Origin of the sequence: Vibrio sp. S17_S38 (genome assembly GCF_014694375.1) — a bacterium.
In the GTDB taxonomy this organism is placed as follows: domain Bacteria; phylum Pseudomonadota; class Gammaproteobacteria; order Enterobacterales; family Vibrionaceae; genus Vibrio.
In genome coordinates this window covers 1-22,089 of the sequence record NZ_JAAUWW010000025.1, presented here as the reverse complement: position 1 = coordinate 22,089, position 22,089 = coordinate 1, and the positions used below count along the sequence as shown (strand labels likewise).

General features: G+C 39.6%; 19 protein-coding genes. 5 read left to right on the top strand and 14 right to left on the bottom strand.

What is annotated here, in order from left to right:
- Window positions 1–67: 67 nt before the first annotated feature.
- A complete protein-coding gene (locus HC725_RS15340) occupies window positions 68–1,711 on the bottom strand; it encodes a hypothetical protein (RefSeq protein ID WP_190332751.1) in 1,644 nt (547 codons plus the stop codon).
- Window positions 1,712–1,835: 124 nt separating this feature from the next.
- Window positions 1,836–2,693 (bottom strand): DUF2971 domain-containing protein, encoded by an 858-nt coding sequence (locus HC725_RS15335; RefSeq protein WP_190332750.1) that lies wholly within the window; start codon window positions 2,691–2,693, stop codon window positions 1,836–1,838.
- A gap of 236 nt (window positions 2,694–2,929) precedes the next feature.
- Between HC725_RS15335 and HC725_RS15330 the strand changes: the two genes are divergently transcribed.
- A complete protein-coding gene (locus tag HC725_RS15330) occupies window positions 2,930–3,547 on the top strand; it encodes a phage integrase N-terminal SAM-like domain-containing protein (RefSeq protein ID WP_190332749.1) in 618 nt (205 codons plus the stop codon).
- Between the two features lie 103 nt (window positions 3,548–3,650).
- Here the strand turns inward: HC725_RS15330 and add are convergent, their stop codons facing one another.
- The 6 genes from add to gcl all read right to left on the bottom strand — a co-directional run bounded on the left by add (window position 3,651) and on the right by gcl (window position 11,131).
- On the bottom strand, window positions 3,651–4,790 hold the full coding sequence (gene add, locus HC725_RS15325; protein ID WP_190332748.1) for an adenosine deaminase: 1,140 nt from the start codon (window positions 4,788–4,790) through the stop codon (window positions 3,651–3,653).
- A 383-nt stretch (window positions 4,791–5,173) separates the two neighbouring features.
- Window positions 5,174–6,265 carry an NADH:flavin oxidoreductase/NADH oxidase gene (locus HC725_RS15320; protein ID WP_190332747.1) on the bottom strand — a complete coding sequence of 364 codons (1,092 nt, stop codon included), beginning with the start codon at window positions 6,263–6,265 and terminating at the stop codon, window positions 5,174–5,176.
- 187 nt (window positions 6,266–6,452) lie between these two features.
- Window positions 6,453–7,061, bottom strand: a complete 609-nt coding sequence (locus HC725_RS15315) for a TetR family transcriptional regulator C-terminal domain-containing protein (protein ID WP_190332746.1) — start codon at window positions 7,059–7,061, stop codon at window positions 6,453–6,455.
- 420 nt (window positions 7,062–7,481) lie between these two features.
- On the bottom strand, window positions 7,482–8,378 hold the full coding sequence (locus HC725_RS15310; protein ID WP_190332745.1) for a 2-hydroxy-3-oxopropionate reductase: 897 nt from the start codon (window positions 8,376–8,378) through the stop codon (window positions 7,482–7,484).
- A gap of 55 nt (window positions 8,379–8,433) precedes the next feature.
- A complete protein-coding gene (gene hyi, locus HC725_RS15305) occupies window positions 8,434–9,213 on the bottom strand; it encodes a hydroxypyruvate isomerase (protein ID WP_190332744.1) in 780 nt (259 codons plus the stop codon).
- Window positions 9,214–9,355: 142 nt separating this feature from the next.
- Complete coding sequence (gene gcl, locus HC725_RS15300) at window positions 9,356–11,131, bottom strand: glyoxylate carboligase (protein WP_190332743.1); 1,776 nt, start codon at window positions 11,129–11,131, stop codon at window positions 9,356–9,358.
- Between the two features lie 299 nt (window positions 11,132–11,430).
- On the opposite strand from gcl, the gene aceB reads away from it, so the two are divergent.
- The 3 genes from aceB (at window position 11,431) to HC725_RS15285 (ending at window position 14,352) form a co-directional block, all read left to right on the top strand.
- A complete protein-coding gene (aceB, locus tag HC725_RS15295; protein WP_446751378.1) occupies window positions 11,431–13,068 on the top strand; it encodes a malate synthase A in 1,638 nt (545 codons plus the stop codon).
- A 64-nt stretch (window positions 13,069–13,132) separates the two neighbouring features.
- The gene (locus HC725_RS15290) at window positions 13,133–13,561 is read left to right on the top strand and encodes a GlcG/HbpS family heme-binding protein (RefSeq protein ID WP_190332741.1); all 429 of its coding nucleotides are present in this window, start codon (window positions 13,133–13,135) and stop codon (window positions 13,559–13,561) included.
- A gap of 56 nt (window positions 13,562–13,617) precedes the next feature.
- Window positions 13,618–14,352 (top strand): GntR family transcriptional regulator, encoded by a 735-nt coding sequence (locus tag HC725_RS15285; protein ID WP_190332740.1) that lies wholly within the window; start codon window positions 13,618–13,620, stop codon window positions 14,350–14,352.
- Window positions 14,353–14,439: 87 nt separating this feature from the next.
- On the opposite strand, the gene HC725_RS15280 is transcribed toward HC725_RS15285, so the two are convergent.
- The 6 genes from HC725_RS15280 to HC725_RS15255 form a co-directional block, all read right to left on the bottom strand.
- The gene (locus HC725_RS15280) at window positions 14,440–14,844 is read right to left on the bottom strand and encodes a YgiW/YdeI family stress tolerance OB fold protein (RefSeq protein ID WP_238928538.1); all 405 of its coding nucleotides are present in this window, start codon (window positions 14,842–14,844) and stop codon (window positions 14,440–14,442) included.
- A gap of 23 nt (window positions 14,845–14,867) precedes the next feature.
- The gene (locus HC725_RS15275) at window positions 14,868–15,266 is read right to left on the bottom strand and encodes a YgiW/YdeI family stress tolerance OB fold protein (protein ID WP_190332738.1); all 399 of its coding nucleotides are present in this window, start codon (window positions 15,264–15,266) and stop codon (window positions 14,868–14,870) included.
- Between the two features lie 268 nt (window positions 15,267–15,534).
- On the bottom strand, window positions 15,535–16,764 hold the full coding sequence (locus HC725_RS15270; RefSeq protein ID WP_190332737.1) for a sensor histidine kinase: 1,230 nt from the start codon (window positions 16,762–16,764) through the stop codon (window positions 15,535–15,537).
- Window positions 16,757–17,428, bottom strand: a complete 672-nt coding sequence (locus tag HC725_RS15265) for a response regulator transcription factor (protein ID WP_190332736.1) — start codon at window positions 17,426–17,428, stop codon at window positions 16,757–16,759. The genes HC725_RS15270 and HC725_RS15265 overlap by 8 nt, the downstream gene beginning before the upstream one ends.
- A gap of 221 nt (window positions 17,429–17,649) precedes the next feature.
- Window positions 17,650–18,297, bottom strand: coding sequence for a glutathione S-transferase family protein (locus HC725_RS15260; RefSeq protein WP_190332735.1), 648 nt, complete (start codon window positions 18,295–18,297; stop codon window positions 17,650–17,652).
- Between the two features lie 362 nt (window positions 18,298–18,659).
- Window positions 18,660–21,071 (bottom strand): Lon protease family protein, encoded by a 2,412-nt coding sequence (locus HC725_RS15255; protein ID WP_190332734.1) that lies wholly within the window; start codon window positions 21,069–21,071, stop codon window positions 18,660–18,662.
- A gap of 287 nt (window positions 21,072–21,358) precedes the next feature.
- On the opposite strand from HC725_RS15255, the gene HC725_RS15250 reads away from it, so the two are divergent.
- Window positions 21,359–22,015, top strand: a complete 657-nt coding sequence (locus tag HC725_RS15250; RefSeq protein WP_190332733.1) for a nitroreductase family protein — start codon at window positions 21,359–21,361, stop codon at window positions 22,013–22,015.
- Window positions 22,016–22,089: the final 74 nt, after the last annotated feature.

Here is a 22,089-nt window from a genome sequence, read left to right as displayed (position 1 = left end):
CGCCCCACTCACCGGAATTTTAGGAGCGAAGCGAGTAAAATTTCCGAGTGTAGTGGCTTGTTAGGCTTTAATTAACTACTTCGAAATCCCTAGGATCGACCCCATACACGAGTTGAAAGTGGTGTCGCGCCCAGCCCTCAAGTTCACTCATCGAGTGCTTGCTAGACAGCCAGAAGTAATCATAATCAAACTCACCCTCACCAACAATCCATTGTCTGCATAAATCATATGTAGCTACCCACGTATAAAAACTATCAAATGCTTTTTGCACCTTAGATTCATCTTTTCCCGGAAATTTTCTTGGGTATATGTCACCATCAGCCTTATCAGAAAATAAAGATTGATGTTCTAGAAAGAGGCTTAAACTTTCATCTGTCACCTTCCCTCCAGCGCTATAAACGCCCGTCCAACAGAAATAAGAAGGATGTAGCAGCTTATCTTGCTGGAATCGAATAAATCTCGAAAAAAGTAGTCTTATTGGTAGATTCTCTTCTGAGAAATCGAACGATTCTTCTTCTTTCAGTAATTCAATTAGTGACTTTTCACTTTTCGCCCAACGGCATATTTCCTGAGCAATATTCAGTGGCGACGGACTATCAATTGCTGCTGAAAGGGCTGTAGATACTTGGTAATATTCTGACGATGAATAATTTATAATTAGCCCTTTAAACTCTGGGTGTTTATTTTTGATCGCGTAGCACAATTTTATAAACCTAACCCCTGGGTTAGTTGAATCTATGAAATTCTCGTAACTTTTAATATCAAATGGGAATCCTTCACCAGGGTTTATCGCAATATCTAAAACTAACAAGAACAACGCTACCAACGGACTCCCTATGTCCTCGGGTTTTTCTGATTCAGTAAGGGCTAAAAATGATTCAAAGGCTGAATAATAGACTCCTTTCAACATTCCTAAATTTTCAAAATCTTCCCATTCCAAACTTTCTCCAGATGAGTAAAACAAATACTGCATCTGCGTAAATCGCGCTTGGCCTTCAAATAAATCAATGAGCCCAATGGGAGAAATGTGAGCTGGCTCACCATAGCAATGATTGGGCTCATTATTGTCTCGTAAAACCTTAAACCCTTTGTGCCACACGTCAGCCTTTGGCAAGAATTGTAACTCTCGATCAAAACTTGCTGATAAAACAGCAACAAATGATGAGTAGGCTATATGAAAGGAATGTCCTACTGACTCAAATAACTTGTCGTTAACAACTGATGGTGCTGATTTTGGCTGTACAACTAAACTTTTGAAAAACTCAATATCATGGAAGTTGTTCAGTATTGGGTTTATTGCCAAAAACTCCTTATCTGTTGGTTTATAATCTACAGCATTATTTTCATTATATTTGATAATCGGCTTTTTTAGGCCAGTATGCTCGATGTATTCCTTTAAGAATTCATGATTTATATGCGCTTGCGCTGGATACGAAAAACTTAATAGCAAGCCTGATATAGATCCTATGTGCTGCCACCAATGGATAGTTTCGTGCAGATATGTGGAGAAGGCTTGAACTGTTTCAAAGTCATATTTGCTTGATGTGTGGATTCCATTCTCAGTAGCATCTAGTAGGTTGTGTATGTCAGGCCTTAATCTCAACACGAATTGCATTGAATGGTATAGCCCTCTAGCGTTGAAGCAACTTTTGTAATCCAGAGGGTACTCACTGTATTGTTCGTCGTTCAATAGTTCAGAATTGAGTTTCAATTTATACTCCATGGATTCTAGCGACAAAGCCTAACGCCGCATTAAGGTGTGAGCGACGCTTGGCTATACTTGAGCGAAGCGAAAACACCAAGCGTTGCGAATCACTCTTAAATGTTTTGTTAGCTTAATTGCCACGATAAGGTATCGGTGTTTTTGTTACTTGCACTGCCGATAGATTGGATTTAGCAAGCAGCAACTCCAGTGATTTTTTAGCAAGATCCGAATGAGGGTTTGGACCAATGATCAATTCCTTTACACAACTGCTATTAACGTTTAGCCGAACATAAGGAATTAAGAAATAGTCAGAACTACGTAAGTGGATATTTACATGTTCTTGCCCATAGACAACATACCGCCACTCACACTCTTCCTTAAAGCCTGCATCTTTCATTAGTGTACATGCAACTTTAGCTTTCGAAGTAAAGTCTGAGATTGCGGACTGATTATCACCGTTCGGAGATATAGGCTTATTGATATAGTCTGTCAATAAACCTATAGCATATTCATATTTAAATTCATCATCGTATATAACTGGGTAAAGAAGGCTCTTAGTATTAAGCTCTGGTTCAAAGTTTGGAGAAATACCTATAGAGACTCCATGCCCATTAGGGGTATAAGCTCTCCACTGACTCAATAGATCTTTCTGACTTGTCAATGAAAGAACAAAAACTCCAGCGTCCTGTGCAAAGGATAAGTTTGTTCCAATTGCTTCAGTGAATTGGAAAAAAGGTTCTAAACTAGCTAAACGTTGTAGGATTAGAGGATTGCCTTGATTATCAACTTTAAACCGAGTGAAAACATCTTTGAGCACTCTGAACCCATGAAAATACTCCTGATGATCATTGAGAAAATTTATTTCACTAACCCAAAAAGATAGTTTCCCACTTCCTTTTACAATGTTATTGATTGCATCAAATGATGTGTAATGCCAAAGAGCATCAGGTTTGTCCTGATGCAAGTATTCAAGGTAGTCTTTATACAACTCTATCTCCATGACCTAAATTATTAAGCTAACGCTTAATAGACAGAAACCATCCATCTATCCAATCTGTCTATCTTTTCTCATTTATTAGAATCGTACAAACATTTATTTTAATAACAAGATATTAGCTGTACTTTTCACACATAACACCATGACTAGACAGAAAAAATCCATATAGCTTGATGACTTTGACTAATATATCAGCACTGGTTAAGCATACATAGGTTTAAAGGGCGATGAAATCTGAATTTTTGACATACATCCATGATTATATGTTATCTCGTCATTATGCATTAAGGACGGTTCAAACTTACTTATACTGGATTAAACAATTTATACTTTTTCACAATAAGCGACATCCCAATACAATGGGTGATGCAGAAGTCGAGCAATACCTCACTCAATTGGTTACGGTGAAAAATGTAGCTGTAAAAACTCAGGCTACCGCGCTAAATTCAATAACCTTTTTATATCAGCATATTGTCGAAAGACCACTAAGTTTGGATATGAAATTTAAGCGCTCTTCGGTTTCGCCTAAACTTCCTGTTGTGCTAACTCAAACAGAAATCCAGCTATTGTTATTTCAAATTCAACCCAAATATTTATTATTGGCCCAACTTTTATATGGCAGTGGTTTACGGTTAATGGAAGTACTGCGATTAAGATATGATGATATTGATTACGATTATGGCGCACTCAAAATTTGGCAAGGAAAAGGAAATAAAAATCGGACGGTTCAGGAACAGCTTGGGCATTCAGATGTAAAAACCACCCAGATTTATACTCATGTATTAGAAAGAGGTGCAAGTGGAGTACTAAGCCCTCTTTCTCGTTTGGCCGGGTTTCAAAAGTAACCATTTAAAGGTTTTATTTGGGTAAACACATGAATCAAAAAAAACGTCGATTCAGTCGACGTTGTGAGCTGTTATTAATTCTAACGAAATGTAAGCCTAAATCTTATTGTTGAGTCAATCTCGCTTGCAAACGTTGCTTTAATGCGCCATCAGCTAACGTTTGGCAATGGGTATTTAAGTTCTGCCAATCTTGCTGGCTGAACTGAGTATAGACTTGAGCAATTAAACGCTGCTTAATGTCATCTTCAACAAATGCTGCTTCTAAAGCGCACAAGGTAACATCCAATAATTCGACTCGATTAAAACCAAAGACATCTTGAGCTAAGCGATATTCTTTAGCGACATCCGTCCCAAACAAGCCTGCATCATCGGTGTTAATAGACAAACGAACGCCTGCCTCATACAAACGACGCAATGGATGTTTCTCCAAAGACTGTTCAAATTCTGTCACCAAAATTCGGTTGCTCGTCGGCGCGACTTCCAGCGTGATTTGCTCATCGATTAACGTTTGAATTAGCGCAGGATCTTTAATCGCTGCAATACCATGTCCAATACGTTTTGCGCCACACGCTAATGCATCGCGGATGCTTTCAGGGCCACGAATTTCACCAGCATGATACGATTTTTGCAGAGGAATTTGAGTCACCAGCTGATGGGCGTAATGGAAATCGGTAAATTCACCGGCCATTTCATTACCCGCAATATTAAACCCTGTCACTTCATTGCGAGTATGCGCTGCCACAAAATCAGCGCTCATTTTAAATTCATCAAGGCTTAAATGACGAACGCCACACGCATGCAAACGAGTTTCGGTGCCATATTCTGCTTTGATTTCATTAATCGCACGCAAAATGCCATCCATTAAACCATGATAACGAGCTGCATCTAATGTGTTGCTTTCTTCATCGTGACACATATGAAAAGCTGAGGTGATCATTTCGCAGTACACCAAACCTTGCTCAGCGTTACGGGTTAAATAATCTTTCATCACCAAGTAATAATCATCCGCATCACGAACTAAATCCGCCACTACATCATAAGCAGTAACAAAAGCGCCGAAATCTGATTCATCATATTGATAACGCCCATTAGGGAAATCGCTTTTATCGTATTGCCCTTCGGGATAAAGGAAATCGCTTGGCAAAGTGACATTATGCTTTTGGGCTAGAATAGCGGCCAGCTCAGGGGTTACCGAACCTTCAATATGTTCATGTAAGATCACTTTAGGAAGTTGTGTACTCATAATCGCTGGGCCTTATTTAATAGATGAATAATAACGGCAGCACCATACCAATAATTGAATAATAGGCAATAGTATAAAAAGCAAAGTTTGCCTGGCTTCAAAATGCAAACGATACCCTTTTAATTTAGATAACTTTGTCAATTTAGAGAACACAGCAATTTCAACTTCAACTTCAACTTCAACTTCAACTTCAACTTCAACTTGAAAAGTGAAAAGTGAAAAGTGAAAAGTGAAAAGTGAAAAGTGAAAAGTGAAAAGTGAAAAGTGAAAAGTGAAAATATAAAAAATCCAGCGCTCGTCGTACAAGCACTGGATTTAAATTAACAATGATGAAGGCTAAAACGCTTTAGCTAACGAATAGTTCATTAATGAATAGCGCCTAATTAATAGCGCTCTAACCAATGTGCATATGGCGCGGGCAAGATCCATGATGGCTTATCAACATTCAACGCTTTGGCTAAACGATAGGTGTAATGCGGATCAGCTAAATACGCTTTACCAATCATCACCACATCCATCTGATCTTCTTCTACCACTCGGTTAGCATCTTCTGGTTTATCAATTCCCCATGCAGATGCCACTGGCAAGCCGGTTTCTTTACGCACGCGTTCAGAGATTGGAGCTAAGAATGCAGGTCCCCACGGAACTTGTGCGGTTGGTGTTGAAAATCCAACACTCACACTCACCATATCCAAACCTTGTTCTTTCATTTGGCTCAATAGTGCGATCGATTCTTGCAAGGTTTCTTCATCACGACCATCAAATTCAAGTACACCAAAACGAATCGTTAATGGTAGATTTTCTGGCCATACGGCACGAACTGCCGCAAAGGTTTCCAATAAGAATCGACCACGATTTTCAGCACTTCCACCGTATTGATCGGTGCGTTGGTTCGAATGCGCCGAGAAAAAACTTTGCGCCAAATAACCATGAGCAAAATGTAACTCTAGCCATTCAAAACCAGCATCAAGCGCACGTTTAGCACCATCAACAAAATCTTGTTTGACACGTTCAATATCGGCAATACTCATTTCTGTTGGGACTTTTTCTAAATTTCCACCACCGAATGCAATTGCAGAAGGCGCAATGGTCTGCCAGCCTTTCGGTTGATCGTTAGCAATATGATCATCACCATCCCACGGACGATTGGCGCTGGCTTTGCGGCCCGCATGCGCAATTTGAATCCCCGCAACACTGCCATTATCTTTAATACTTTTTGCAATTTTAGCTAAGGCAATGGCTTGTTCATCATTCCAAATACCTAAACAATTTGGACTGATTCGTCCTTCTGGTGACACTGCGGTAGCTTCAAGAATAACTAAACTTGCTCCACCTCGCGCAAGACCAGCGTAATGAATATCATGCCATTGATTAGCAACGCCATCTTCTGCGCTGTATTGGCACATCGGCGGAATAGCGATACGGTTTTTGAGGACAACATCTTTTAATGCGAATGAGTTAAATAATGCAGACATTTATGCTTACCTTTTTTCAACTGAGTTTTCAATTGAGACAGTTCAATTACGAAATAAGAAGTCTGCATAATAGCGCCAGATAGGATATGACTGAAATGACATTAGTGGATAGTTAATATGTATTTTAGGAATGCTAGTAGCAGTAAGAATACTGAGGATGAATACTTAATAAGCCAATCTTTATAGATCAACTCTTAACACCACACCCCTTTAAAATCATGGTGGTCAGAAATTCAGCCGCTTCATCGTAGTCTTGTCGAGATAACTTCTTTTTATCTAGCACACGACAGATCTGCCAACCGAAATCGGCATAAGTTTGCGTCGCTGCCCAAATGGTAAACATAAGGTGATGGGCAGATACCGTTTCCATTAAGCCTTGATCCATCCATGAATTAAATTTGGCTAGAATCATTTCAGATTGCTGCTGTAATGCATCTTCAATATCTTTCGGTAAAGACGTGCCACCAGACATCACTTCATTGGCAAATACTTTGGAGGCATGAGCATGATCGCATGAAATAATTAATTTGGTTTTGATGTATTCTGTCAACGCTTCTTTAGGATCATCAAGCACTTGAATAGGTAACGAGGATTTAAGAAGTGGTGCTGTTACGCTTTCCAATACCGCGCGATACAAGTTATCTTTTGAGGTGTAGTAATAGTAGATATTGGGCTTTGGAATATTCGCTTCTTTAGCAATGTCGGCAACTTTAGTGGCAGCATAACCGTATTTGGCAAAGTGCTGGCTAGCCGCTTCTATAATGGCATGTTGATTACGCTCTCGTACTTTTGCCACTATCTATTCCTCACTAGTTAACTATTTCAATGTACACTGTGAGATGTTTTAACATAGCTGACAAAAAAAGCCTTATTTTTCTCAAGTTTTTGCTATATGCATCTATACAAACTCTTTCTTTTTTAAAAGGAATACGCAAAAAATCCCGAGATAACCAGTATGATAAATATGAAAGGAAGCACACAAATTCCGTTCATTCGCTTATAAATTATAAGCATATTTACCGCTAACCTAGTTACTCGGGCGCACTCAAAGGAGACGAAACCGTGCGTTAAAACAAGTTATTAGTGATCACCTTGATATGCTCCCAAACAGACCAAAGTGACAGTCCAGTACATGACTAATAACCTGCTATTTCTAAACTAGAAATATTAAAAATAAAAAAGCAGTTATCTAAAATAATAGAATAAATAAATCTACTTATTCACCTCGAATATTATGATTACCTAGCTTTTCAATTGCTTTGATCAATGCTGAGTGATCCCAGTTAGAACCATCCATTTCTGCACAATCACCAAACAACTCTTGGGTTCTTGCTGTATTAGGTAATTCAAGACCTAACTGTTTTGCACCCGTTAAGGCCAAGTTAAGATCTTTTTGATGCAATGAAATTCTAAAGCCAGGATCAAACGTACCTTTAACCATACGCTCACCGTGTACTTCAAGTACTTTAGAGTTGGCGAATCCGCCCATTAACGCATCACGAACACGCGCAGGATCCGCGCCTGCTTTTGAAGCAAAAACTAACGCTTCAGATACGGCTTCAATATTCAATGCCACAATGATTTGGTTGGCAACTTTACATATTTGCCCAGCGCCATTATCACCGACTAAAGTAATGTTTTTACCCATTATTTCAAACAATGGTTTCGCTTGTTCAAACGCCGATTCATCACCACCCACCATAATCGTTAGAGTGGCATTGATTGCGCCAACTTCACCACCAGAAACCGGTGCATCTAAATATTGTGCGCCAGCTTCTTTAATTTGTTTTGCGAACTCTTGTGTTTCAATCGGTGCGATTGAGCTCATGTCGATCACAAGTTTGCCAGCCGATAAACCTTCGGCAATACCTTTGTCACCAAACAGAGCATCCGCTACATCTGGTGTATTTGGCACCATAGTGATAATGATGTCAGCGGCTTGTGCCGCTTCCTTACCGCTATGAACAACCGTTGCTCCGCCGTCAACCAACTCTTGCGGTGGCGCAACAAAGTGATCCGTTACCACAATCGAGTAACCTGCTTTTTGTAAATTGATCGCCATCGGTTTACCCATGATGCCCGTACCGATAAATGCAATTGTTGAAGTTGTCATAATTTGGTCCTTAATTCTTTAATTTTATAAACTTGAAATGCCTTTAAGCGATTTATCACACCGCTAAATTATCCATCCAGCGTAATCCTTCGTGCGTAGTCGTCTTCGGTTTGTATTCACAACCAATCCAACCTTGATAGCCAATCGAATCAAGATGATTAAACAAAAATGGATAGTTAATCTCTCCGGTTCCTGGCTCATTTCGTCCTGGGTTATCCGCTAACTGCACATGCTGAATCTGACCAATATGCTCACTGAGTGTTGGCGCAAGATCCCCTTCCATAATTTGCATATGGTAAATGTCGTATTGGAAGTTAAGATTGTCACTGCCAACTTTGGCAATAATATCCAACGCTTGCTTGGTGTTATTGAGGAAAAAGCCCGGAATATCGCGAGTATTGATCGCTTCAATAATCAAACTAATGCCATTTTCTTTTAATGCTTGCGCCGCAAAACGTAAATTGGATACAAAGGTTTGTTCCGCTTGTTCAGGACTCACGCCATCTGGCACGATTCCAGCCAAACAATTCACTTGATTACATTCAAGCACTTTGGCGTATTGGATCGCTTTGGTCACACCATGTTGAAACTCTTCAACTCGTTTTGGGTCAACGGCAATGCCACGATCGCCGCCAAGCCAATCACCCGCAGGTAAATTAAACAGAACTTGAGTTAAATTGTTTGTATCTAAGACATTTTTAATCGTTGTCGCTTCAAAGTCATAAGGGAATAGATATTCCACACCTTGAAAACCAGCATCTGCTGCTTGACCAAAACGTTGCAAGAAATCGACTTCGGTAAACAACATCGATAGGTTTGCTGCGAATTTAGGCATAATGCTCTCCTTTCTTTATGCTTATTTTTCATCGAGCCAATCTTACGGCTGACTCGATAAATAAAATAAGAACTGATCCATTAAAAACTATTGCTTGAAAACTGTTGCTTTAAAACAATTGCTTCAAAAAACTGGCTGAAAACTACTGATTAAAAGTAATCGCAGTTGGCGCATCATCACTGCCTTCGGCTAGGCTTTCAAATTCATTTACACCGGTAATTTCAACACCCATCGCAATATTAGTTACACGCTCTAAAATGAACTCAACGACAACTGGTACTCGGTGTTTCGCCATTAGTTCTTTCGCTTTTTCAAATGCTGCTGCTGCATCTTCTGGCTTACGAACACGAATCGCTTTACAACCTAAACCTTCAACCACTGCCACATGATCAACGCCATAACCTTCCATTTCTGGTGCGTTTTGGTTTTCAAATGCAAGCTGAACACAATAATCAATATCAAATTGACGTTGTGCTTGGCGAATCAAACCAAGGTAAGAGTTGTTCACTACAACGTGGATATAAGGAAGATTGAATTGCGCGCCAACGGCTAACTCTTCAATCATAAATTGGAAATCATAGTCACCTGAAATCGCCACAATCGGACGTTTTGGATCGGCAGCGCGTACCCCTAATGCCGCAGAGATAGTCCAACCCAATGGACCCGCTTGACCACAGTTGATCCAATGACGCGGTTTATAAACATGCAAGAATTGCGCTGCGGCGATTTGAGACAAACCGATGGTGCTGACATAACAAGTATCTTCACCAAATGCACGGTTCATTTCTTCATAAACACGCATTGGTTTCATTGGTACTTCTTCAAAGTGTGTTTTACGTAACATGCTCGATTTACGTTCAATACACTCACTTACCCATGAACTTGTATTTTTAAGCTGACCCGCCGCTTTCATTTCTTTAGCAACTTCAATGAATAAGGTTAATGCAGATTTTGCATCCGATACGATGCCAAGATCAGGGCAGAACACACGACCAATTTGAGTCGGTTCAATATCCACATGCACAAACTTACGGCCTTCGGTATACACTTCAACAGAACCGGTGTGACGATTCGCCCAACGGTTACCAATACCTAGTACAAAGTCTGATGCCAGCATGGTTGCATTGCCGTAACGATGAGAAGTTTGAAGCCCAACCATACCTGCCATTAATTCATGGTTATCTGGGATGGTGCCCCAACCCATTAATGTTGGAATAACAGGAACATTTAACAGCTCAGCTAATTCTTGTAGCTCAGCACTCGCGCCAGCATTAATAACGCCACCGCCAGAAACGATGAGTGGTTTTTCTGATTGAGTCAGCATGGTTAATGCTTTTTCAACTTGAGCGCGAGTCGCACTTGGTTGGTATGGTTCAAGTGGTTCATAGGTATCAATATCAAATTCAATTTCAGCTAACTGAACATCAATTGGTAAATCGATAAGAACCGGACCAGGACGGCCAGATCGCATAATATGGAAAGCTTGTTGGAATACTCGTGGCACTAGAGCTGGCTCTAAAACCGTCGTTGCCCACTTAGTCACTGGTTTAGCAATAGATTCGATATCGACCGCTTGGAAATCTTCTTTATGCAAACGTGCGCGCGGTGCTTGACCGGTAATACAAAGAATTGGAATAGAATCCGCAGAAGCAGAATATAAGCCCGTGATCATATCCGTGCCCGCAGGACCAGAAGTACCAATACACACACCAATGTTTTTATCATTGGTACGCGTATAACCTTCTGCCATGTGTGAAGCACCTTCAACGTGACGAGCTAATACATGGTCAATACCACCTATTTTTTTCATCGCGGCATAAAATGGATTAATTGCCGCCCCCGGTACACCAAAGGCAATATCAACGCCTTCACGCTTTAATACTTCAACTGCTGCTTCAATTGCTTTCATCTTCGCCATAATCTAAATCCTTTTAATTAAGATTGTATACAATAAAAAATACATGACTTAGTTTAGGCAGAGATCGGGCAAACTGGCAAATAAAAAAACAAATTAATTGTATACAATGTGATATTTTGTAATTAAGTTGCTATTTTTAAAGATAAAATACTTGCAGGACTGTAGCTTTAAAGGCTTGGGCAATGATCACATTACGTTAAATATATTTTGATTTAATGCTAAAAAAGAGATATACATATTAAAAATATAAAACATTAATGTACACAATAACACTCATTCCTATGTACATAAAGGAGACAATTATGCACAAGACACAGGAACGTGAACAAGAAGCGGCAACCAATCAAACACATGCAATAACAGTGATCGGCACACTACAAAGCGCACAGCAACAAGCGATTCTTTCTCCATCTGCGGTAGATTTTTTGGATGCATTAGTCACCAAATTTAGCGCGCCATTAGATGAAGTCATGGCATTGCGTCGTCAACGTCAAGCTCAATTTGATGGTGGTGAACTACCTGACTTTCGATCTGATACACAGCATATTCGACAAGATAAAAGCTGGAAAGTCGCCCCGATCCCTGCAGTTTTGCAAGATCGTCGCGTTGAAATTACCGGTCCAGTTGATCGTAAAATGGTGATCAACGCCCTCAACTCTGGCGCAAAAATATTCATGTGCTGCTTTGAGGATGCTTCTGCTCCTACTTGGGAGAACATGATTGACGGACAAGTAAACTTAAAAGATGCCAATGCTGGCACGATAAGTTACTTCGATGAAAAGAAAGGTAAAAGTTACGATTTAGTCAGTAACCCTGCACAACTATTGGCTCGTCCTCGAGGCCTACATCTTCCAGAAAAACACATCCAATATAATGGAAAGCCAATTGCAGGTTGTTTAATGGACTTCGCATTGTACTTCTTCCATAACTACCAAACTCGCGCTCAAAAAGGCGATGGCGTGTATTACTACATTCCAAAACTAGAAAGTATGGAAGAAGCTAAATGGTGGGATGATGTGTTTAGTTTCACTGAAGATTATTTCTCAGTAGAACGCGGCACGATCAAAGCAACGGTATTAATTGAGACCCTACCAGCAGTATTCCAAATGGAAGAGATGCTGTACGTCATGCGTGAACATATTGTCGCCATGAACTGCGGACGTTGGGATTATATTTTTAGCTACATTAAAACGCTAAAAAATCATAAAGATCGCATCCTGCCTGATCGCCATAGCATTGGAATGGATAAGCCGTTCTTAAACGCTTATAGCCAACTATTAGTGAAGACTTGTCATGCTCGTGGCGCACTTGCTATGGGTGGTATGTCAGCCTTTATTCCAAACGCTGATCCTGAGGTCATGGCACAAGTTAGAGCTAAAGTAGAAGATGATAAAGATCGTGAATCCTCTAATGGGCACGATGGTGGTTGGGTTGCCCATCCAAAACTTGTCGAAATTGTGATGGACATTTTTGAGAAGAAATTAAATGGCAATATAAACCAAATCGATTACGACAGCAGCTATGTGGGTGAAATCACCGCGCAGCAACTGTTAGAACCTTGCACTGGGCCTCGCAATGAAGAAGGCTTACGCAAAAATATTCGCATCGCGTTGTATTACATTGAAGCTTGGATCGGCGGCGTAGGTTGCGTCCCGATTTATGGTTTGATGGAAGATGCCGCGACCGCAGAAATCTCACGCGCTGGAATTTGGCAATGGATCAAACACGGCGTGAAACTTGATGATGGCCAAGTTGTAACAGAAGCGTATTTCCGCTCTCTGTTGGCTGAAGAACTAATCACGATTAAACAAGAAGTTGGCGAGCAACGTTATGCTCAAGGACGATTTGAAGAAACGGCCAAGATGTTCGATACGCTATCGACCCAAGACGATTTTGCAGAGTTCTTGACTCTACCGAGCTATTCACTTCTTTGTTAATGGAATTGGGTTAAGCCGTTTCAATATGAGCGGTTTAACCCTTATAACAATGAAGGATCCTAATATGAGTTTGACACTACAACAGGCTTTAAATATCACTCAAGGCGCATTTGAGGCTGGTATTACATTAAAAACTGCCCCACTCACTGTGGCTGTATTAGACAGTGGTGGCAAACTGGTTTCCCTACAACGGCAAGATGGCTCAAGCATGTTACGGCCTGATATTGCCACAGCAAAAGCATGGGGAGCATTAGCATTAGGATGCTCATCGAGAAAACTCGCACAAGATGCGGAAATTCGTCCGGCGTTTATTTCAGCCATTAATGTATTGGCTCAAGGTAATGTCGTTCCTGTACCGGGTGGTTTACTGATCAAAACAGAAACCAATCAAGTTATTGGTGCAGTTGGGATCAGCGGTGACTTATCTGATTTGGACGAAAAGTGTGCACTGGAAGGTATTTTGCATGCAAAACTGTATTCATTAGATACATAAGCAAAATAGTGTCTATAATGTACAATATTATTTTTGGAATATCAGCAGATTAGGCCATGACTAAATTAACTAAACTATCTAATACTAAAATTCAGGCAAAGGCCAATAATCAAACTCAAGATGATGTGGTGTACTGCTACATCTTTGATGCGATTTTGGAGCAGCGCCTACCACCCAATACCAAGCTTAATGAAGAATCATTAAGTGAAATATTTGGGGTAAGCCGCACGATTATTCGCCGTGCCCTTTTACGCCTATCTCTTGAGCAAGTAGTTGATATTAAACCAAATCGTGGCGCTACTGTTTCAGCGCCAACTATTGACGAAGCGGTTCAAATATTAAAAGCTCGAGAAATAGCGGAACTTGCAGTAACTGAACTCGCAACAGAAAACTGTAACCAAGTTCAGTTACAAGTATTACGTAATTTAGTCATTAGTGAAAATGAAGCCATTGCTAATAATGATGTGGGTAAAGGTATTCGCTTATCGGGTGAGTTCCATATTGAGCTGGCTAAAATGGCTAAAAATGCCCCTTTGCTGCATTTCTTACGCAGCTTAGTTTCACAAACCTCTTTGCTTATTGCTCAATACGAAGGCAGTAATAACAGTAATTGTTCACAAGATGAACATACAAACTTATTAAATGCGATTGAATCGGGTGATAAGACGCAAGCTCTTCACCTAATGGATCACCATTTACAGCATATTAGAGCTAACTTAAACTTAAATGATGATGCGACATCGAGTGATTTGCATGTCGTGTTTTCGGATGTCATTCGCTCAAGAGCTTAATTGCTCAAGATTTTAAGTACTTAAGCTCTACAATTTATCCAAAGACTAAAAACCCTGATAGCGAATAAATGCCATCAGGGTTATTTTTTATTTCACGATTTCTAAACTATCAACATCAATAGAAATATCATTCCAATCTTTCTCTACTTCACCACGGATCACGATATTCATTTCCGGTGTAACGACTCTTCCAAACCAAATATCATCATCAATCTCAACGGTAACTTCGCCTGTCGGGTCTTGAAAAATATAATCCTCATCCCCCAATGACATTGTTAAGTTACCGGTTAACTCCACCACTGAGTTGTCACTAGCATTCATTGCGCTGATCACATCTTTCATAATACGCTTTGATTTAGTTGGCCCTTGGAAGCCACCTTTGCTATTTGCCGTTTGGATTGCTTGTGAGCTATTAGCCGTTGTTACATGATTTTCCGCCATCGCTGGCAAAGTAAACAAACTTAGAACACAAACTAAAATAATTTTTTTCATATTACGGCCTCTCATGCTTACAATTACTGCACTTCAAGGCTATCGACATCGATAGTGAGATCATTCCAATCTTTATCCACTTCACCTCGTAAAATAACGTTATCTTCAGTCGTTACTGTACGGCCATGCCATTTATCATTATCAATCTCAACCGTGATCTCACCCGTTGAATCAGCAAATATATACTTCTCATTACCTAATGAACTCTTAATATGTCCCGTTAGTACGACCTTATTATCATCGCGAGCATCTTTAGCTAATTCCACGGTTTCAATCATTTTGTGACCGTTATTCGGGCCTTGGAATCCACCTTGAGTTGTAGTGGCTTTTGTTGCCTGTGCCGGTGAAATCACTTCTGCCGCTACAGAACCAGAAACAGAAATCGCGGCTGCAAGTGCTAAAATAGTCATAGTATTTTTCATGTGTTCACCTTTCTATTATTTAAACGAATTATCTCAAACAAAAACGTTTGTCCTTGTTGGTATGGCATTAGATTATTCGATCAAACGTGAAGACTTTGTGAAAACTCTAAAAATATAAATAAAAACTTAATTGGTAAGCCTATCTACCAAAAGTAATTAACGGCGAGGTGAACAAGCGTAGTTCACTCCTATTTGTAAAAGAATAAAACTACAGTTCAAGTAAAAACGGGTATACACCGACTGATTTGCAGTAACAACATCGCGACGGTTACTGAGAGACATTAGACAAAAACACAACTTTTGCTAAGAAAACCGTTTCATTGTTTTGTGTCATCAACTTCCATCCCATTCGCTCACAAATGCGCTGAATAATGACCAAGCCACAACCATAACCTGCATTATGCATATCGTGACCGCCATGTTGATTTGTTATGGTTAAGGTTTCACTGTGAAGTTCGATAACAATATCACCAATGCTGTAACTGAACGCATTCTTGATTAAGTTACTGACTACAATATCGATAAAACTTTGCGGAGCAGTAATGTGAGCTTCTCCGTCAATACTTAACTGGTAACTAGCATCTTGTTTCGCAAAATGCTGAGTCATATTATCCAGCACCCATGTCACTCGGCTTGATAGCTGTGAATGAGTAATATGGTGTGACTCGATGTCTTCCTTACCGAGTAATAAAAAGGCTTCCGTCAATATTTGCATTTGATTTGCAGCATAATCTAAACGTGCAATCGCTTTCTTTGCCATTATAGATTGGTCAGGCAGCTTTTTAAGTAAATCCGTTGAGCCTTTAATCACCATTATCGGTGTTCTAAGTTCATGGGATGAAAAACGACTAAACTCTTGTTCTCGCTGAAAATACGATGCAATTTTTGCTTTATTTTCTAGTAATGTTTGTTCAATGCTGCGGGTTTCTTTATATCGGGTGTCTACCTCAAAATTAGGTTTATCTGGAGCCATTGAACGAATTTTATGCTCAATTTGAATTAAAGGCGTAGAAAGTAAACGTACAAAATATAAACCATAAGCCATCACTGCTATCAAAAAAATCGATCCAGCTAAAAAAGTAATTAAATGTAAGTTATCTTCATAATTATCTAGGTAATCATCAGCATCATCTTGATAAACCACATATAACCAACCTTGCCCTGATGGATGTTTAGTCACTAAAAAGTGCTTATCCTCTTTACCTAATTGCTCTTCAAAAAAACCTGGCGAAGTATAAGGCAGTAACCATTCTGGCGTTTCTTCTTTCGACCAATAAGTGTCTAGCTCTTGTGGATCGGGCAACTCCGCTTTAAAACCATATTTACGATAATTATGCGTATATTCTTGTGTTTCAGTTGTCAGGCGGTGCTCTAAACTGATCACTTCTAATCGATCTTGAGCAAAATAAATTAATCCCCAAAATAGCGCGAACATCAAACTAGTCAAAATGATAAATGTCAGGCGAATTCGGCTGGATAACGTTGGGGCATTAGTCATTTTTAAGTCGATATCCTTGGCTGTGTAATGTTTCTAAGCGGGAGGTTTCAAAGCCTTTATCTAATGCCGTTCTTAAGCCGTAAATATGGCTGCGTAAAGAATCACTGGAAGGACTATCTTCGCCCCAAATTTCTAAGATCACTGCTTCTTTACTGACAGCTGCAGGCGCATTTTTCAATAATAATTTGAATATAGTTCGTTGTATCTTGCTTAGTTTGATTGCCTGCTTCTCGCGAGTAATTTCATTGGTTTGTAAGTCCATTTCTAAATCAGCAAAACTCAAGTGACCAACATCAATTCTTGGGCCTCGTTTATGTAAAGCATTTAAACGCAAAACCAATTCTTGCATCGCAAAGGGTTTATTTAAAAAGTCATCACCGCCGGAATGAAATGCTTGAACTTTATCATCAAGGGTATCTTTAGCGGTTAAAAATAAAATGGGTATATTACAATAAAGCTCATCACGCAATATTTTTACAGCGCTGATCCCATCAAGTTTTGGCATCATAATATCCATAATAATCACATCGTAATGGTTGTCTTTGATTAACTGAATTGCCGATTCACCATTATAAGCACAATCAGTATCCACGCCTTCAAGCTCAAGATAATCCATGATGGTTTCAACCACGCTATGGGTATCATCAACAATTAATACTCTCATTATTTCTGCCTTTTCTTCTTCACGTTTACTTAACGTTTGCCTCGATAAGATACCTGTTATTTCTTTAATTAAAATGTTCCATCTTAAAATAATCAAATGAAAATAGTAAAAGGCTCAAGCATCATTTGATGTCTTGAGCCTTTTTAGCCCTTAATAACTAAGATGCAATCAGCCAAGATGTAAGCGCCTAAGATGTATTTTTCGACTAAGGCTACGTTACTTTAAACATCCGTGCCCGCTTCATCTTCTTCAACAATATCCTTCTCTAAGCTTGCTTCTGCCAACCACTGTTGAATGGCTTCACTTTTAAGTACTTTTTGTTGATACTGCCGAGCAAGATCAGACAACTCAATTTGATAAGTTTTAAAACGTAATGCCAAAGGTGCGTACATAGCATCTGCTATCGACCACTCACCAAACAACCAAGCATTTGGGTTTTGCGTCATTTGCTCAGACCACATGGCATCGACTCGTGCAATATCCTTTTGGGCAGAATCGCTCAAATCCACTTTTCGAGTTGCACGACAATTCATTGGCAGCTCGTTTCGAAGCGCGCCGAACCCTGAATGCATTTCACAAGCAAGGGCACGCGCTTTACCACGTAACGATTGGTTTTGTGGCCAAGCTTTCCCATCTAAAACACTTTCATTTATGTATTCTAAAATTGCTAATGAATCCCAAATAGCGACATCATTATCCACCAGAGCTGGCACTTTGGCAGCTGGTGAAACCGCTTGTAATGATTGATAAAACTCATCTGTAAATAAAGTTAATTTAACCACATCTACTGGTATATTATTTTGGGCGAAAATAAGCCAGCCACGTAATGACCAGCTAGAATAATTTTGATTACCTATATATAACTTCATTCACACTCCTTGTGTTGATATTTTTTGTAGCGGCTATTTCATGATAAGACTACAAAATGTTTTTTTAATTTCATCCAGAATAAGCGAGAATTTAATTAAAGTAAATCAACCAAATATCACAGCAATTAATAAAACGATCACTGCAATAATACCGAAAACTTTAAGGCCTAATTTAACATCCCCACCACCATTTGGCGCTTGATTACAACATCCCATTACTCTCTCCTTTTTATTTCTTACAAGGATGATAAAGCTTACTACAGGGGTAAGGTAAACCATTATGTAACTTATTGCCGTTTTATAAAAATACCCTGCTAAATCTGGCAGGGTATCCGTTCGTTTATTATTATTTTAATAGTTAATTATTTTCTCAATGCATTCAGCTTCACTTGGGTTATTCCAAACACAGTGCCCGTACCAAAGGTAAAATCATCACCCACTACACCAGCTTCAACACCGGTAAATATTTCAAGCGCTTGGGTCACATGCTCAATTGCCCAAATATGAAAATCACCTTTCGCCACGGCTTGTCGCACTTCGGCGGATAACATTAAATTATGTACATTCGATTGAGGAATGATCACACCTTGTGTTGAGCGACGACCTTTAATTTTACAGACATTAAAGAAGCCTTCGATCTTCTCATTCACACCACCAATCGGCTGTGCTTCACCAAACTGATTCATAGAGCCTGTAATCGCAATATCTTGTCTTAATGGCAATTTAGAATACGCCGATACAATCGCGCACACTTCTGCCATCGAGGCACTGTCTCCATCAACGCCGCCATAAGACTGCTCAAAGGTAATATGTGTGGTGAGCGGAATTTTGGCATTACGACCCAAAATTGAGGCAAGATAAGCCGATAGAATCATCACACCTTTCGAGTGAATACTGCCACCTAAATCGACATTACGTTCAATATCTAAGATATCCCCATCACCATAAGCCGTCGTTGCTGTAATACGATTCGGAGCCCCAAACATGTGGTCGCTCGTTGATAACACAGAGAGCGCATTAACCACGCCCACCGCACAACCTTCAGTTTTTATTAACGTAGTGCCATTTGTGAAGGTTTCCATCACATTATCTTGTAACCGATTAACGCGTAGCTCTTGATTGCTTAAGGCTTGATCAACATGTGATGCTCGGATCAAGTTTGATTTTGCACCACGAGCCACGTAATTAGATTCACGCAATAAATTAGCGATATGGGCAGAATGTAGCGATAACTTATTCTGATTTCCCGACATCCGCGAGCTATGTTCAATAATCTTGGCAATGGCTTTTTTGTCGCAATGCAGCAAGCCGTTATCGCGTACTATGCTTGAGATAAATCGTGCGTAATGCATTTCAGCATCAACGGTTCGGGTCATCTCATCTTCAAAGTCTGCGGTCACTCTAAATAGCTCACTAAACTCTGGATCGTAATGCTGCAAAAGTTGATAGGTTCGATAATCACCAAATAAGATAATTTTGACATCCAACGGGATCGCTTCAGGATCAAGTGATACCGCACCAGATAATGTCACCTCTTTTTCAAGCGACGTTAAGCTTAATTGACGAGCTCGTAAAGCCCGTTTAATACCATCCCACACATATGGCTGTTCAAGAACCTTAATCGCATCCATCAATAACACGCCGCCATTGGCTTTATGCAAACTACCAGAACGGATCAATGAGAAATCCGTAAACACGGTGCCTTTATAGGTTGCTGTTTCAACGCAGCCAAAAATGCTGTGATAATTGGGGCTATCTTCCACCACAATTGGAAAAGTATTATCAATCTGATTGACCAATACATTAATGCTATAACGACGCGGAAGTTTGCCATCTAAAGATGCAGAGGCAATTTCATTTTGCTCATCACTTTCTTGCAAGAAGATTTCAACATTTTCGACGATATCTTTCTGCAAATCTGATAAGTGCTGCTTTATTTCAGGGTACGCTGCATAAACGCCTTTTAACGCTTTAATTTGATAAGCCAACACTTCTAATGTCGTTTCATCATTCAGCTTTTTGATCTTATCACTAAAAGCTTCTTCCCATTCCGTCAGTTGGCGAACCATACCGCGAAGCTTGAACTCTAGCGCATCAATCGTGGTGCGAAAATAATCTTGCTCTTTACGCGTCAATGCATCAAACGTTTCTTCGCTATGCAGCTTTTCTTCATCGAGCATCGCAATAAATTCGTAATCACCTTGCATGGTCACCGCAAGGCTAACGCGTTTTTCTTTTGCTTCTTTAGTTATTTCTTCTAATGCCGTTTGTTGTTTTTGATTTAACTGATTTTTCAACTTTTCTGAGCGAGTAAAATACACTTCATTATCAAACGCCAACGGTAACGCTTTCACTAATTTACTAAGTAATTTTTCAATATCGAGACGAAACGGCTTACCCACTCCTGATTGAAGCTTTAATACTTTTGGCTTACGAATATCTTCAAAATTGGCGACATAACACCAGTCAAATAGCTGTAAATCTTCCGGTTTATGGCGGTTAAGGTAACGCAGAATCATAGTGCGTTTGCCTAAGCCGTTTTGCCCCGATGCATAAATGTTGTAGCCTTTGTCTTTAATCGACATGGCAAACTCAACCGCTTTTTGGGCGCGTTCTTGACCCACAATTTCATCAATCGGTGGAATATCTTTGGTTGATTTACAAGGAAACAGCTCAAGGTCAGCCGAATTGTAAAGCTTGGAAGCATCAAGGGTATTGAAAAGTGATGCCGGAGATGTTGAGTTCAAGTCAGTTGAATGCGAATTTTTCGACATAAGCAATCCTTACTCAGTTAAAGGCTATAAACCACTGTAGCACTGCATACATTTAGAGTAGTACGCTTTTATCGTAATTTTTGTGATTAGACCTAAATTGATGATTAAGCGGTCAAATATCACTCAAATACCATGCCATAAACACCACCCGATCATTATCAAATTTTTCGATAAAGTCATTCAAAAAAGTTTTGATCTGTGATGAAAAGAAAAGAGATATAATCCCGACACTCAATAAAAATCCGGGTAGCGCTAACGTTGTCCATTCATCATTAAAAAGGTTTCTTATGACTCATCCAATTATTAAAGATCTTGCAAACCGCTACACGGCCAAACGTTATGACTCAAGCAAGAAAGTTTCAGCTGAAGATATTCAAGTATTAAAAGATGCAATGCGTTTATCGCCATCTTCTATTAATTCTCAACCTTGGAAATTCGTTGTTTTAGAATCAGACCAAGCGAAACAGCGTTTCCACAATACCTTTGCAAATAAATTCCAATTTAACCAACCGCATGCAACGGCAGCTTCACACATCATTTTATTTGCTCATAAAATGAAGTATATCAAAGCTGATTATGAAAAAGTAATCGATCAAGGCATCATCGATGGACGAACTAAGCCAGAAGATAAACAACAAGCTTTTGGTGGATTTGTATTCGTCGATTTAAATACCAATGAGCAAGGCTTCAATAATGATTGGACCAAATCTCAAACTTACATTGCTTTAGGTAACACCTTGCATACTCTAGCTCGTTTGGGCATTGATTCTACTACGATGGAAGGTGTCGATTCTGAAATGATTGGTCAAGAGTTTGCAGCCGAATTAGATGGCTACGAGTGTCATGTAACACTTGCGATTGGTTATCACAATTCATCTGAAGATTATAATGCCAAGTTACCTAAATCACGTTTGGCTGAGCCAGAAGTAGTGATCACTCTATAACCGATTGTATTAATATTATTTTTCTATGGCAGCTTTTAAACAGGCTGCCATTTTTTATAACTGCGTTTAAGCCC